Annotated in this window: 10 protein-coding genes; 5 read left to right on the forward strand and 5 right to left on the reverse strand. The window is 55.9% G+C overall.

Annotated features, from left to right (window positions below; all coding sequences use genetic code 11):
* Window positions 1-11 precede the first annotated feature (11 nt).
* From tdcB to AB2B48_RS22760, 4 genes are all read right to left on the reverse strand, one after another.
* Window positions 12-1,001 carry a bifunctional threonine ammonia-lyase/L-serine ammonia-lyase TdcB gene (gene tdcB, locus AB2B48_RS22745; protein WP_185667243.1) on the reverse strand — a complete coding sequence of 330 codons (990 nt, stop codon included), beginning with the start codon at window positions 999-1,001 and terminating at the stop codon, window positions 12-14.
* A gap of 99 nt (window positions 1,002-1,100) precedes the next feature.
* Window positions 1,101-2,039, reverse strand: a complete 939-nt coding sequence (tdcA, locus tag AB2B48_RS22750) for a transcriptional regulator TdcA (RefSeq protein ID WP_185667242.1) — start codon at window positions 2,037-2,039, stop codon at window positions 1,101-1,103.
* 675 nt (window positions 2,040-2,714) lie between these two features.
* On the reverse strand, window positions 2,715-3,341 hold the full coding sequence (locus AB2B48_RS22755; protein WP_185667241.1) for a LysE family transporter: 627 nt from the start codon (window positions 3,339-3,341) through the stop codon (window positions 2,715-2,717).
* A gap of 95 nt (window positions 3,342-3,436) precedes the next feature.
* Window positions 3,437-4,273, reverse strand: a complete 837-nt coding sequence (locus AB2B48_RS22760; protein ID WP_368300329.1) for a LysR family transcriptional regulator — start codon at window positions 4,271-4,273, stop codon at window positions 3,437-3,439.
* Between the two features lie 96 nt (window positions 4,274-4,369).
* Here AB2B48_RS22760 and AB2B48_RS22765 point away from each other — a divergent pair, with 96 nt between their 5' ends.
* The 5 genes from AB2B48_RS22765 (at window position 4,370) to urtA (ending at window position 12,834) form a co-directional block, all read left to right on the forward strand.
* Window positions 4,370-5,104, forward strand: a complete 735-nt coding sequence (locus tag AB2B48_RS22765; RefSeq protein ID WP_185667239.1) for an SDR family oxidoreductase — start codon at window positions 4,370-4,372, stop codon at window positions 5,102-5,104.
* 271 nt (window positions 5,105-5,375) lie between these two features.
* Window positions 5,376-7,178, forward strand: coding sequence for an allophanate hydrolase (gene atzF / locus AB2B48_RS22770; protein ID WP_368300331.1), 1,803 nt, complete (start codon window positions 5,376-5,378; stop codon window positions 7,176-7,178).
* The gene (gene uca / locus AB2B48_RS22775) at window positions 7,171-10,788 is read left to right on the forward strand and encodes an urea carboxylase (protein ID WP_368300333.1); all 3,618 of its coding nucleotides are present in this window, start codon (window positions 7,171-7,173) and stop codon (window positions 10,786-10,788) included. Before atzF ends, uca begins: the two co-directional genes overlap by 8 nt.
* 10 nt (window positions 10,789-10,798) lie before the next feature.
* The gene (locus tag AB2B48_RS22780; RefSeq protein ID WP_333498935.1) at window positions 10,799-11,497 is read left to right on the forward strand and encodes a GntR family transcriptional regulator; all 699 of its coding nucleotides are present in this window, start codon (window positions 10,799-10,801) and stop codon (window positions 11,495-11,497) included.
* Window positions 11,498-11,562: 65 nt separating this feature from the next.
* Window positions 11,563-12,834, forward strand: a complete 1,272-nt coding sequence (gene urtA, locus AB2B48_RS22785) for an urea ABC transporter substrate-binding protein (RefSeq protein ID WP_185667235.1) — start codon at window positions 11,563-11,565, stop codon at window positions 12,832-12,834.
* A gap of 159 nt (window positions 12,835-12,993) precedes the next feature.
* Here urtA and iutA read toward each other — a convergent pair whose 3' ends face one another.
* Window positions 12,994-15,204: a ferric aerobactin receptor IutA gene (gene iutA / locus AB2B48_RS22790; protein ID WP_368301997.1), complete on the reverse strand. Its 2,211-nt coding sequence runs from the start codon at window positions 15,202-15,204 to the stop codon at window positions 12,994-12,996.
* Window positions 15,205-15,505 lie beyond the last annotated feature (301 nt).

The following is a 15,505-nucleotide window of genomic DNA, read 5'->3' on the forward strand; positions in this document are numbered from 1 at the left end:
TAATAGTAGAATTAAGCGTCAACTAAACCGGTAATTTGTGATACGCGAGATAAGTCGATATTCCCGCCAGAAATAATGCTGACCGTTTTTCTGTTTTGGATATAGCTATCTAATTTGCCGCTTAATAATGCCGCACAGGCCAGGGCACCAGCACCTTCGGTCACGACTTTATTACGCTGAATAAGGGCGATCATGCTTTTACGAATTTCATCTTCGTTGACCAGCACAATATCATCGACGAGGTCACGAACGATTTCATAGGTTAAATTACCCGGGCGAGAGACGTCACAGCCGTCTGCCAGGGTGCCGGTCGTTCGGTGCGTGGTTATATTTCCGGCATAGTAAGAGGCCGCCATGCCGTGAACGTTTTCCGATTGAACGCCGATCACTTTAATCGTTGGGTTAATTGATTTAATGGCGATAGCAATACCGGCAATTAAACCGCCGCCGCCGATGGGCACAATCACGTTATCGACATCATAGAGGTCTTCGAGAATTTCCAGACCAATGGTGCCTTGCCCGGCAATCACTTTCGGGTCGTCATACGGAGGGATAAAAATACGGCCTTCCATTTCAACAATTTCGCTTACCTTGGCGATGGTATCGTTGAAGTTATCGCCGTGCAGAACCACTTCCGCAGAGTAGTCGCAGGTGGCGGCCACTTTAGATTTCGGCGCGCCTTTTGGCATCACCACTTTGCCGTCAATGCCCAGCATGGCGCAGGAGAGCGAAACGCCCTGCGCATGGTTGCCCGCCGAGCAAGCCACCACGCCTTTGCGTCTTTCGGCTTCGGTCAGGGAGCTGAGTTTATTAAAGGCGCCACGGATTTTAAACGAACCCGTACGTTGCATATTTTCGAACTTCAGGAAGATATCGCCTTTGCATTGCTCACTAAAATAGTTTGAGCGCGGCATACCGGTTTTATAAATTTTACCTGCCAGGCGTTTTTTGGCCTCAATAATATCTTCAATTGCAACCGGGAGATCGTATGTAATATGCATGATAACCTCATAACCTAAGTATTAGGGTAATAGATGTCCGTCACCACTGACCGATAAATAGATCGGTGGTATTTGTACTGGGTTTTTAAAACTACTGGGCTATTTAATATTCATTATTTGTTTTTGCCTGCGTCCATTGCAGGCCGAGTATTCCTTTGCTAATTGCACCAGAATTGATGCGGCTTTTTTTATTCGATAATTCTTTGACCACACGGCGGCGTAGCGCGCCACGGGAAGTACTTCTTCAACCTCGAGAGTAATAAACTGATCTGAGCCAAAAGGGGCGGTCATATCGCAAGGAATCACCGTCAGAAAATCGGCATTGAGAACAAGATTATAAATAGTGACCACCGAGTCGGTCTTAACAATGTTTTCAATGCTGATGCCATTTCGTTGTAGCGTAATAAGCAGTTCGCTGTAGTAGCCCATATTAGTTTGTGGTAACACCCACTGTGCGTCTTTCAGCGAAGCCAGCGTGGGGTTACCGCTGCATGTTCGGGATTTGTTTGCCACCACCACAAACTCTGACTCGAAAAGCGGCTCAACGTGCAGGTCCTGCAGCTTCATCTCATCGCTTAAAGTGCCAATCGCGAAATCCAGGCGACCATCGCGCAGGGCGGGCAGGAACGAGGAGAGCTGTGCTTCGAACATTGAGATCTGTACCTTCGGGAACACCTCTTTAAATTTTTGAATCATGTCAGACATAAAGGTGAAGCCAATCAGCGACGGAAAGCCGAATGAGACGTCTACGGCCGCATCGTCGGTCATGCTGTTCATCTCATTCACCATGTTGGTCATCTCACGGGTGATGGATTCCGACCAGGAGAGCAGCACCTGGCCTGGGTGAGTCAGCGTGACGCCGGTATTCTTGCGAACGATAAGCTCGGCACCAAAGTAAGTTTCAATATCGCTTATGATTTTACTGACTGCGGGCTGCGTTAACCCCAGCTCTTTTGCCGCAGAACCAATAGAACCACTACGGATCACTTCCTGAAAGACCACCAGATTCTGTATTTTAGGGAGAATAAATGTGTTCATAACAATCCGTGTTAATTACTTTGTTGACGGAAATAAGTGTAACAAATTAACCGGTTGGGGATTTGTGCGAGCACTCACAAATTGTCTTTTGATGAATTTCAGTACGCTGAGGTTTGCTTAATAAATTTAGCAATATCAATAATTTATATGTTTTAATATAACGATTTGTCCTGATTTTAATCAAAAAATTATGGGGGGATAACAATATTTTATGGCGATAACGATGGCCATTTTTTTGCGGCACTAATAATCGCCATCTGGCGATCTTTCAAGCAATTATCGGGTAATTAACGGTCAATAAATGGCTTAAATTTAATGTGTAATTTATCAACTTAAATTTTAAATGAATCATTATTCTTATTAAAGAATGTTGGGTATCACATTTTTCACCCGCGATTGTGCTGAAAGATACGTATTAGTTATTAACTCTAAAAATATTATCTACAATTTATTATCATATATAACATTTATTTAACTATGGTTTTTTGCCCATTTTTTGGGTGTTCATTTTGGTTATGAAATCGGTTGCTTTTGTTTTGTGTTGTGAAAAGTTTGATGGGTAGTGTTTTGTGTTGATGCTCACAGATCTGCATTCTTCTTTGCGAGGAGGGAAAGCGGGGGATGATAACGCGAAGAGAAAAGGGTAACCCGATGGGCTACCCCAATAGCTGAATATCAGCTCAGCGCCACCTTAATGCCCAGCGCAATCAGCAGCCCACCCAGCATCTTATCAATAATTTTCTGTGCTTTTGCCAGCCCACGACGTACCGGCGCGCTCTGGATAAGCACCACCAGCATTGGCCACCAGATGACGGAAACGGTGAGGATCACCCCGGCGTACCACAGTTTCTCCGGGAAACCGGATTTCACGTTCAGTACCTGAGTGAAAATAGAGAGGAAGAACAGCGTGGCTTTCGGGTTCAGCAGATTACACAGATAGCCTTGCAAAAACGCTTTTTTTAGCGTGGTTTCCTGCTGAACAACGCCGGTCATGTCCATGCTTTTATGCCCGCGCGCCAGCAGCGCCAGCAGACCCACCCAGATAAGATAGGCTGCGCCCGCGTACTTCAGAATATCGAATAGCCATGGCGTGGTGGTGATCACTACCGCCAGACCGGCCACGCAGTAAGACATATGCGTCAGCACGCCGCAGGTGATGCCAAAGGCGGTCATCATGGCGGGCAGTCGGCGATAGCGCGCGGCGTTTTTAATGACCATAAAGAAGTCCGGGCCGGGTGACAAAATGCCGAGCGTGGCAATAGACGCAACGAACGCCGTTGCACCAATAGAAGGTATGAACATTAGGGTGGTCTCTTATCAGGAAGGCGAATAAATTAGAGCGGGATCACAAAACCCACTATGACCGGAATCAAGGTTTCCGCGTAATTATCCGCGCTTTATCCTGCAAGCGTCGCCGTCTCGTTGAGCTGCTCCAGCAACTGATTGACCGCCGGGTTCTCCACCGCCTGAACCGCATAGCAAATGCCAATTCGCCGTAGTAACGGATACCCCGGCAGCGCCCGGGCGCTGAGGTCGCAGCGGGCTTCAATCAGCGAGCGTGGCGCAATCGCCAGACCAAACCCCGCCTCGACCAGATCCAGCGCCAACGTAAAGCTACCCGCATTGGCGCTGGGCGCTCCGGCCGCCGTGCCGTAAAACGGCAGGAAGCGCTGATGAGAATCGTGGGCCGGATACATCACCCAAGGGTAGCTATAGAGCTGCTCAAGCGTCAGCTCCGCCACCTGCGCCAGCGGATGGTCGCAGGGGAACGCCAGCATATAGTGCTCGTCGAACAGCGGCATAAACAGCTCGTCTTCGCAGCGCAGGCTCTCGCAGCCGAGACGAATATCCCCGGTACAGCCAGGGTCGAGCGTGACCAGCGTGTCCGGCATCTCAAGACTAATGCGCTGTAGTAGTGAGGCCAGACACGGCGAGGCGATGTCCTGCTCGACGCCGATATTCAGCGGCGCGCGGTCCTGGCGTTTACGAAAGCGCGAGGTGAGGGTCGCCATCTCCTGAAGCATACGGCAGGCGTGCGGATAGAGCGCGCGCGCATCTTCCGTCACCTCCACGCCGCGGGGCTTACGTACAAAGAGTTGCGTACCGAGTTCCTCTTCCAGTGCTTTCACGGTGGCAGAGAGCGCAGGCTGTGTCAGACTTAACTGTTCAGCCGCGCGGGTAATATTGCGCTCTTCAAATACGCAGATGAAGGCGCTGAGCTGTCGCTTATCCATAGATTTATTTTATGGCTGTGAAAAAAACAAACCATTTTTCACCATTCTCATCCGGATTTAAAGTAGCGCCATCAATTTTATTTATGAGGAATACCAATGAACGCTGCATCTAAACCATTAGTCGTGATTACCGGTGCCAGCTCCGGGATTGGCCTGGCCACGGCAAAACTGCTGTCAGAACGCGGACATGCGCTGCTGCTGCTGGCGCGTCGTGTGGATCGCATGACCGCGCTGAACTTGCCGCGCACTCTGTGCCGTTCGGTAGACGTCACCAACCGTCAGGCGGTGGCCGACGCCATTGCCGAGGCGGAACAGCAATTTGGGCCGGTTGATGCGATGGTCAACAACGCGGGCGTGATGCTGCTGGGCAATATCGACGATCAAAACCCGGACGAGTGGGAACAGATGATCGACGTTAACGTCAAAGGGTTGCTGAACGGGGTTCACGCGGTGACGAAAGGGATGATTGAGCGCAAAGCGGGCACCATCATCAATATCAGCTCCATTGCCGGGCGCAAAACCTTCCCGAACCACGTGGTCTACGTCGGCACCAAGTTTGCGGTGCACGGCCTGTCCGAAAACCTGCGTGAAGAGCTGTCGCCGCACAACGTGCGCGTGGTGGTGATTGCACCGGGGGCGGTGGAAACCGAACTGCTGAGCCACACGACCAGCGACGACATTAAAGCCGGTTATCAGAGCTGGAAGCAGGATATGGGCGGTAAAGTGCTGAGCCCGGAAGACGTGGCGCATGCCATCGAGTACGCCTATTCCCAGCCGCAGTACGTTTGTATCCGTGAAATTGTGCTAGCGGCGACCCGTCAGGGCGCATAATTTATCGTGAAATAAAAAATAGATAGCCACATTTATAACATTATTATTTATGTGGCTATCTTCATAATAGATTATTCTGACCCGATTCTACGTTATTTATTTTTCCTATGACCTGCTGCACTGTTATTGCGCCTGATGTACTTTTACGGTGCGTGCTAATTTTATGACTACGTCATTATTTATTTAAAAAATCTATAAAAACAGTCTGTTAAATATCTGGCACGTGCCTTGCTAATTGAATTCCATCTTGTATACCAACAGGAATTCAACGATGGCATTAATGACAGGACAAACGCTGGCCGCATGGCGTCAGCAAATCAGTCAGGACAGCGACTCCGTTCTTACGCTTTTAATTGAACATATTAATACCTTCTCCGCAGAGGATAACGCGTGGCTGGCGATCGCCAGCGAAGCGCAGTTGAAGGCACAATTAGCCGCGTTAATTCCGCTGTATCAAAATAACCCGCAAGCCCTGCCATTATTTGGTATTCCGTTTGCGGTCAAAGACAATGTGGACGTGGCGGGATGGCCTACCACCGCGGCCTGTCCGGCGTTTGAATATATTGCCGAGCAGGATGCCACGGCGGTTGCCCGACTAAAAGCCGCCGGGGCGATTGTGGTGGGCAAAACCAACCTCGATCAGTTCGCCACCGGGCTGGTGGGTACGCGCTCTCCCTACGGTGCGGTGGTCAATACGTTCAACCCCGATTACGTCAGCGGCGGCTCCAGCTCCGGCTCGGCCTCCGTGGTGGCGCGTGGCCTGGTGCCGTTCGCCTTTGGCACCGACACCGCCGGTTCCGGGCGCGTGCCCGCCGGGTTTAACAATATCGTCGGCCTTAAACCGACCAAAGGCTGGCTCTCAGCCAAAGGCGTAGTCCCGGCCTGCCGACTCAATGACACCCTGTCAGTATTTGCCCTGACGGTAGACGACGCCTTTTATATCGCCTCGCTGGCGGGCGGCACGGATGCTGAGGATGCTTACTCGCGCGCCAACCCGGGGACGGCACCCGCTACGCTTGCACCGAACCCAACCTTTGCCGTGCCGGAGACGCTGAACTTCTTCGGCGACGTGCAGGCGCAGGCGGCGTGGGAACAGGCTATTGATGCGCTGTGTGCAAGTGGCGTCACGCTAAAACCTATCGATTTCTCCGTCTTTACCCAGCTTGCTGAACAGCTCTATCAGGGCCCGTGGGTCGCTGAGCGCACGGCGGCGGTGGGCGACATGCTCCAGCACCCCGAACAGATGGACCCGACCGTTTACACCATCGTCTCTGCGGGCCTGAATTACAGCGCGGTCGATGCCTATAACGCTGAATACCTGCGCGCCGAGCTGGCGCAAAAAATCCAGCAGACGCTGGGCGAGGTCGACGCGCTGGTGGTGCCAACGTCGCCGACCATTCATACCCTGAAGGAGATGGAGCAGGAGCCGATTCGCTTCAACTCCCAATTCGGTACCTACACCAACTTCACCAACCTTGCTGACCTTAGCGCGCTGGCGCTGCCCGCGCCGTTCCGCGCCGATGGCCTGCCGGCAGGTATCACCCTGCTTGCTCCCGCGTGGCACGACCGGGCGCTGGCCGATTTTGGTCAACGCTGGCAGCAACAGCTGGCGCTGCCATTAGGGGGCACCGGGCTGCCGTTCACGCCAAACGCCACCGCGCTGCCGCCGTCCCCGCATCACGTGCGCATTGCCGTGGTCGGCGCGCACCTGCGCGGTATGCCGCTCAACTTCCAGCTCACCACCCGTCATGCCGTCTTTGTGGAAGCCACGCAGACGGCAGCGACCTATCGGCTGTACGCGCTGGCCAATACCCAGCCGCAAAAGCCGGGGCTGGCCCGTGATGCCTCCGGCGCGGCGATTGAGGTTGAGCTGTGGGATATCCCGTTGGCGCGCTTTGGCGAGTTCGTGGCGGAAATTCCGTCGCCGCTGGGCATTGGCTCGCTGGAACTCGGCGATGGCCGCTGGGTGAAAGGCTTTATCTGTGAACCGGCGGCGCTGAACGATGCCGTGGACATTACCGAATTCAAGGGCTGGCGGCACTGGGTTGCCCGTAAGGAGAGCCACCATGTTTAACACCGTGCTGATTGCTAACCGTGGCGAAATTGCCTGCCGCGCTATCCGAACCCTGAAGCGTCTCGGTATCACCAGCGTGGCGGTCTACTCCGACGCCGATAAAAATGCCGAACACGTTAAGCAGGCTGATATTGCATTGGCGCTGGGCGGCGAAAAGGCCAGCGACAGCTACCTGAAAATTGACGCGATTATTGCCGCTGCGCGGGAAAGCGGCGCCCAGGCTATCTGGCCGGGCTACGGTTTTCTCTCGGAAAGCCTGCCGTTTGCCGACGCCTGTGACAAGGCGGGCATTGTGTTTATCGGCCCTACCGCGCAGCAGATTGGCGAGTTTGGCCTGAAGCACCGCGCTCGCGAGCTGGCTGCCGAAGCGGGCGTACCGATGACGCCGGGGACCGGGTTGCTTAATTCGCTCGACGAGGCGCTGAATGCGGCGCAGAACATTGGCTACCCGGTGATGCTGAAAAGCACGGCGGGCGGCGGTGGGATTGGTCTGACGCGCTGTGCCGACGCACAGGCTCTGGCGCAGGGTTGGGAGAGCGTGCGTCGTCTGGGCGAGCAGTTCTTTAGCGATGCCGGGGTGTTTGTTGAGCGCTGCGTGGATCGTGCGCGCCATATCGAAGTGCAGATTTTTGGCGACGGCAAAGGCAACGTGGTGGCGCTCGGTGAGCGCGACTGTTCGCTCCAGCGCCGCAACCAGAAGGTGGTGGAAGAGACGCCTGCACCGAATCTGCCTGCGGCGACCCGCAAAGCGATTCTCGATGCCGCGGTACAGCTCGGTAAGCTGGTCAGCTACCGCAGTGCCGGGACGGTGGAGTTTATCTACGATGCCGCGCTGGACGCGTTTTATTTCCTCGAAGTGAATACCCGTCTTCAGGTTGAGCACCCGGTGACCGAATGCGTTACCGGGCTGGATCTGGTGGAGTGTATGCTGCGCGTGGCGGCCGATGAGCCTATCGACTGGGCGCGTCTGGCAAAAGCGCCGCAGGGGGCGGCGATTGAAGTGCGTCTTTATGCTGAAAGCCCGCTAAAAAACTTCCAGCCGAGCCCCGGCGTCCTGACCGAAGTGGTCTTCCCGGACGATGTGCGCATTGATACCGGTGTGACCACCGGCAGCGAAGTCTCCGCGTTTTACGACCCGATGATCGCCAAGCTGATTGTCCATGCGCCAACCCGCGCGGCGGCGCTGGCAAAACTGGCGACGGCGCTTGACGCCACGCGACTGCACGGCATCGCCACTAACCTCGACTACCTGCGGCAGATTACCGCCAGCGAGGCGTTTGTCAGCGGCACCGCCTGGACGCGGATGCTCGACAGCGTGGTGGCGCAGTCGCCGATGATTGAAGTCTTGCTGCCCGGCACCTGGAGCAGCGTGCAGGATTATCCGGGCCGTCAGGGCTACTGGGATATCGGCGTGCCGCCGTCCGGCCCGATGGATGATTTTGCCTTCCGCCTGGCGAACCGCATTGTCGGTAACCACGAATCGGCGGCCGGACTGGAGTTCACCCTTCAGGGGCCGGTGCTGCAGTTCCATGCCGATGCGCTGATTGCCCTGACCGGGGCCGATTGTCAGGCGAAGCTGGACGATGAAGCGGTGCCGATGTGGCAGCCGGTAGCGGTGAAAGCAGGGCAAACCCTGAGCTTGGGCCGCGCGCAACGCGGCTGTCGGGGGTATCTGGCGGTGCGTAACGGTCTTGATGTGCCGGTCTATCTCGGCAGCCGTTCCACCTTCGCGCTGGGACAGTTTGGCGGCCACGCGGGGCGCACGCTGAAGGTTGCGGACCTGCTGCCAATCTCACGTCCTGAGCTGGCGGCCTGCACGACGCCCGCGCCTATTTCCGAGCCGAAGGCACTCTCGACGGCGCTGATCCCCGAATACGGTGAAGTCTGGCGCATTGGCGTGCTCTACGGGCCGCACGGCGCGCCGGACTTTTTCACCCAGGAGGCTATCGACGAGTTCTTCGCCAGCGACTGGCAGGTGCACTACAACTCCAACCGCCTCGGCGTGCGCTTAGTCGGCCCTAAACCGAGCTGGACGCGCCCGAACGGCGGTGAGGCGGGGCTGCATCCGTCGAACGTGCATGACTGCGAATACGCCATTGGCGCGATTAACTTTACCGGCGACTTCCCGGTGATCCTCACCCGCGACGGCCCAAGCCTCGGCGGCTTTGTCTGCCCGGTGACCATCGCCAAAGCGGAGCTGTGGAAAGTCGGGCAGGTGAAGCCGGGCGACCGCATTCGCTTCTACCCGATCAGCGTGGAAGATGCGGTGGCGCGGGAAAACGCCATGGACCGCAGCGTGGACACCCTGCAAACCACCGCGCTGCCGGAATTTGCCATGCCGTCGCTTGCCGACCGCGACGGCGTTTCCGCCACCGGGCTGGTGTCGCTGCCTGCGACCTTCAGCACCCCGGCGATTGTTTATCGTCAGGCGGGCGATAACTACATCCTGATTGAGTACGGCGAGAACGTGCTGGATCTGGCGCTGCGCCTGCGTGTTCACGTGCTGATGGAGCAGCTGCGCGAACGGGCGCATCCGGGCATTAAAGAGCTGTCTCCCGGCGTGCGTTCGCTGCAGGTGCGCTACGACAGCCGTGAAATCAGCCAGGCCGCGCTGGTGGCGCTGTTGCTGGAACAGGAGGCGCGCATCGGTGATGTCACCCGCATGAAGGTGCCGTCACGCATCGTTCATCTGCCGATGGCCTTTGAAGACAGCGCCACGCTGGACGCCGTCAGCCGCTACGCCGATACCGTGCGCGCGACCGCGCCGTGGCTGCCGAACAACGTCGACTTTATCCAGCGCATTAACGGCCTGCCGACCCGTGAAGCGGTGATGGAGACCCTGTTTGATGCCAGCTATCTGATTCTGGGGCTGGGCGACGTTTACCTCGGCGCGCCGTGTGCGGTGCCGGTGGATCCACGTCATCGCCTGCTGAGCTCCAAGTACAACCCGGCGCGTACCTTCACCGCCGAAGGCACGGTGGGCATCGGCGGCATGTACATGTGCATCTACGGCATGGACTCGCCGGGCGGCTATCAACTGGTGGGGCGCACGCTGCCCATCTGGAACAAATTCCTCAAAAACGCGCAGTTCAGCGAGGGTGAGCCGTGGCTACTGCGTTTCTTCGACCAGGTGCGTTTCTACCCGGTGAGCGAAGCGGAGCTGACCCTGCTGCGCGATGATTTCCGCGAAGGCCGCGCGGCGGTGCGTATTGAAGAGACGGTGTTCGACTTTGCCGAGCACCTGCAGTTCCTCGATGACAACGCCGACGATATCGCCCGTTTCCGTCAGCTGCAGTCTGCGGCGTTTGAAGCGGAGGTGGATCGCTGGCATCTGGACGACCAGGAGGCCGACGTTGAAAGCCTGTTGCCGACGCAGGAAGAGGCCATCGACGACGGCGCGCTGCCGGTGACCGCCGATATGAACGGCAATATCTGGAAGGTGCTGGTCGCGCCTGGCGAGGCGGTGGAAGCCGGTCAGACGCTGGTCATCGTGGAAGCGATGAAAATGGAGCTGGCGATTCACGCCCCGCAGGCGGGCATCGTTAAACGCATCGGCTGCCAGCCGGGCCGCCCGGTGAGCCCGGGTGACGCGCTGCTGTGGCTGGAATAGGGAGAAGCAGATGACGGAAGCGAACGGCAAAAAGCGCACGGTGGGGCTGGCGGAGCGTATCTATCTGGCGCTGAAAAACGACATTTTTGATTTCCGCCTGATGCCCGGCGAGCACTTTAGCGAAAACGAAATCTCCGAGCGCATGGCGGCCAGCCGCACGCCGGTGCGCCAGGCGCTGTTCTGGCTGGAGCACGAAGGCTATGTGCAGGTTTACTCGCGCAGCGGCTGGCAGGTGAAACCGTTCGACTTCACCTATTTCGAGGCGCTATACGACTTCCGCATCGTGCTGGAAATGGAGGCGGTGAAGCGTCTGTGCGCCATGCCATCGCAGGAGCGCGCGGCCCATCTCGCGCCGCTGCTCGCCTTCTGGTGCGATGCGCCGCAGATGCCGCCGGGTAAGGAACTCTCGCGGCACGATGAGGCGTTTCATACCGCACTGGTGAGCGCCACCGGCAACGGCGAGATGGCGCGCGTGCATGTCGAGTTGACGGAGAAAATGCGCATTATTCGCCACCTCGACTTCACCCGCGAGGACCGCGTGGACGCGACCTACAGCGAACACGCACAGGTGCTTCGCGCCATAGTGCAGCAGCAAACTGAAGAGGCGCAGCGGATCCTCACTGCGCATATTTCACAGAGTAAGGCCGAGGTCAGAAAAATAACCCTACATCGGCTACAGCAGGCTCGTTTACAACCCGTTTCACCGTAGTTGCGGCATCCGCCCCATCCCAGTGGGGAACTTTTATCACTCAATATCGTTTAGGGGTTTTGGTCATGAAAAGACGTTCTTTACTGAAAGCATTTGCCCTGTCGGCCACCTTTTTGAGCATGGGCTTCTCTTTGCAGGCGTACGCAGCAGACACCATTAAAATCGGCATTATGCATTCGCTCTCCGGCACCATGGCGATTTCCGAAACGCCGCTGAAGGACGTGGCGCTGATGACCATCGATGAGATCAACGCCAAGGGTGGCGTGCTGGGCAAAAAGCTCGAGCCGGTAGTGGTTGACCCAGCCTCTAACTGGCCGCTGTTCGCGGAGAAAGCGCGCCAATTGCTGACCCAGGATAAAGTGGCGGCGGTGTTCGGCTGCTGGACCTCGGTATCGCGTAAATCCGTGCTGCCGGTGTTTGAAGAGCTGAACGGCCTGCTGTTCTACCCGGTGCAGTATGAAGGCGAAGAGATGTCGCCAAACGTCTTCTACACCGGCGCGGCGCCAAACCAGCAGGCGATTCCGGCGGTGGAATATATGATGAGCGAAGACGGCGGCAGCGCGAAGCGCTTCTTCCTGCTTGGCACCGACTATGTCTACCCGCGCACCACCAACAAGATCCTGCGCGCCTTCCTGCACTCGAAAGGGGTTCAGGATAAAGATATCGAAGAGGTCTACACGCCGTTTGGCTACAGCGACTACCAGACCATCGTGGCGAACATCAAAAAATTCTCCGCGGGCGGTAAAACGGCGGTGATCTCCACCATCAACGGCGACTCTAACGTGCCGTTCTACAAAGAGCTGGCCAACCAGGGCATTAAAGCCACCGATGTGCCGGTGGTGGCGTTCTCCGTTGGTGAAGAAGAGCTGCGCGGCATTGATACCAAACCGCTGGTGGGGCATCTGGCGGCATGGAACTACTTTGAGTCGGTGAGTAACCCGGTGAACGAGAAGTTTGTCGCGGATTACCGCGCTTATGCCAAAGCGCACAAGCTACCGAACGCCGATACCGTGGTCACCAACGACCCGATGGAAGCAACCTACGTCGGCATTCATATGTGGGCGCAGGCGGTGGAGAAGGCGGGAACGACCGACGTGGATAAGGTGCGTGCGGCGATGGCCGGGCAGACCTTTGCGGCGCCGAGCGGCTTTACGTTGACCATGGACGCGACCAACCACCATCTGCATAAGCCGGTGATGATCGGCGAAATTGAAGAGAACGGTCAGTTTAACGTGGTGTGGAACACCGATAAGCCGGTACGCGCGCAGCCGTGGAGCCCGTATATTCCAGGGAATGATAAGAAGCCGGATACGCCGGTGAAAACGGGTGGGAAGTAAGGTTTGATTGGGGGTGAGGGTGCTAGTCCCCCTCACCCTAGCCCTCTCCCCAAGGGGAGAGGGGACCGTTAGGTGCACCATTTTTGTTCTGGCACAATCTACTCCCTCTCCCTTTTTAAGGGAGAGGGTTGGGGTGAGGGTTAATGCACGGTGCAACTATCAGAACAGCACCGAATAGTTCAGCCCAAACGTCCGTCCACGACCTTTATAGTCATACAGCGACGCCGGGCCATAGCCAGGGCTGTAGTACATCGGCGCACGCTGACCCCACACGGTGGTGTAATCACGGTCGAAGAGGTTTTCGACGCTAAAGCTCAGCTTACCAACCGGCAGAGCGTAGCTGCCGAGCAGGTCGATAGTGGTGTAACCGTCAATCTCATTGCCCGCTTCGTCACGCAGCTTAAACGACGTTGTACTCTGCACGCGCAGGCTCCACGGGTCCGGTGCCCAGCCGATATAGGCGGTAGCTTTCGACGGGCTGGCAACCTTCACGTCATATTTTTCCCAGTTGCCGTTCACCTTCGACTCGGTTTTCAACACGTTAAAGTTGCCGCCGGTGCTCCAGTTGGTGTCTGGAATAAAGTAGTCCACCGCGCCTTCCACGCCGTAAATACGACGTTTATCGTCGATTACGCTGATGGTCAGATCTTTATTCGCCTTCACGTTCTTATCGGACAGCGAGTAGTAAGCCGCGATTTGAGTACGCAGGTTATCGCCGGTGTAGCGCCAGCCAAGCTCATAAGAGTTGACCTTGATCCCCTCCAGTTTGCTGTCATCGACGTTAACGCTGTTGACGAGCGGCAGATGCCCGTTGACCGCTGGGCCATATTTCCCTCGGCCATAGTATTTCCCCGGATCGGGTAACTCCACGCCCTGAGAGAAGTTAAACCACGTCTGCTGCCGCTCGGTGATGTGCATCAGTAGCCCGGCATTAAACAGGAAGTTGTCGTAATCGGTAGACCCGCCCGGTATCGCATCGGCCGAGGTGGCCGTGCCGTCAGCAATCTTCTGCTGCTCGCCATAACCGACAAAATCATCGATCTTATTCTCGGTGTACTGGTAACGCACGCCGCCGCTGAGGGTGAAGACCTCGTTGATGTCGTAGCTTGACTGTAAAAATGCCGCCAGGTTGCTGATGTCGTAGGAAGGGTAGCGCCCGGTGGTGTAAATCTGCTGGTTGTTCATCCCGCCGGAAGCGTTCGCCAGATCCTTATTGAAGTACATCTGGTTGGAGGTAAAGCGTTCGTGATCGGCATCCAGTCCATAGGTGAGCTGCCAGCCATCCAGCGGCGTACTGTTCAGGGTGAGCTTAGCGCCGTACTGGTTGGTTTTTTGCTGTGAGGCAGAGAAACTCGACATGGTGTTGATATCGTTGATTTTTGTGACCGTCGGGAAAGGATAGAACTTCAACGATTCATCACGATAGTAAACCTGACCAACCAGTTCCTGACCAAGGAAGTCGCTGTTGGAATACTGCAGGCTTATCAGGTGACGCTCAGTGCCAGGAATACGATCCGAGTTCAGCCCGCTGCTGACGTACGGTTTAGATGTACCGTTCAGCGCCGAGAAATCTTTCCCCAGATTCAGGCCATAATCATCATCGCCCTGACTTTTATAATATTGGCTGACCAGTTGTAGCTGCTGATTTTCATCAATGTTCAGCGTCCCGGTGCCCATCAGATCCAGACGGTCGGAATACTGTAGCCCGGTCTGAGTGTTATCGAGCAGGGTGGCGTCGCCGTTGCCGTCGTACCAGCCGCCAAACTTCTGATAGGCCACCGACATGCGCCCTGAGATATGCTCGTTACCGCCGGAGACGGCGCTGGCAATACGCTCGTCGTGATCTTTACTGCTGTTGAAGCCGCTTTTGGTGCCCGCTTCGAACTCGACCTGGGTTTCCGGCTGGCCTTTTTTGGTCACGATATTGATAAGCCCGCCGGTACTGCCGCCGCCGTACAGCGAAGTCGCGCCGGAGATCACTTCAATGTGTTCGATGTTGAATGGGTCGATGGAGTCCAACTGGCGGCTGTCGGTACGTGAGGAGTTGAGGCGCACGCCGTCAATCAGCACGACCAGCGGGCGACCGCGCACGTTCATGCCGTAGTTGGTGCGGCTCTGGCTGCTGACGTCCAGGCCGGGAATCAGTTGGGCCAGCGCGTCTTTTAGCTCTTTACCGCCCTGAATCTGTTGTTCCAGTTCGGCATTTTCGATAACCCAGGTGGTTTGTGCCATCTCGGCTACGGTGCGGTTGTTACGACTGGCGGAGATCACCATATTTTCGTCATCGCTTTGTTGAGCGACGGCGGGCGCCATCATGGCAAGCAGCAAGGGGTTTAGCGCCCAGAGAGTATATTTCTTATTAATCATCATCATTCCTGCGCACGGGCAGACAACGATCGGCCCAAAGATGCGCGTAGTGAGTTAAAGAAGCAGCGTGGTGCTACATGAAAAAATGCAAATGCGAATTTTGTGTATAACGTTTCTCATTATCAATAACCGATTTTGATAGTTGCATATTCCTTCACACTTTGAATAATTTTTTTTCGTCCTGAAATAACCGCGTAAATAACATGGAATAAGAGAGGCGAGAGATATAAATAATTATTTTGACCCACGATTAAATCTATTTATTTTCCCTATGACGAACTGCGCTATTACCGTGCGCAGATGT

The sequence above is a fragment of the Kluyvera sichuanensis genome, from assembly GCF_040930405.1.
Classification (GTDB): Bacteria; Pseudomonadota; Gammaproteobacteria; order Enterobacterales; family Enterobacteriaceae; genus Kluyvera; species Kluyvera sichuanensis.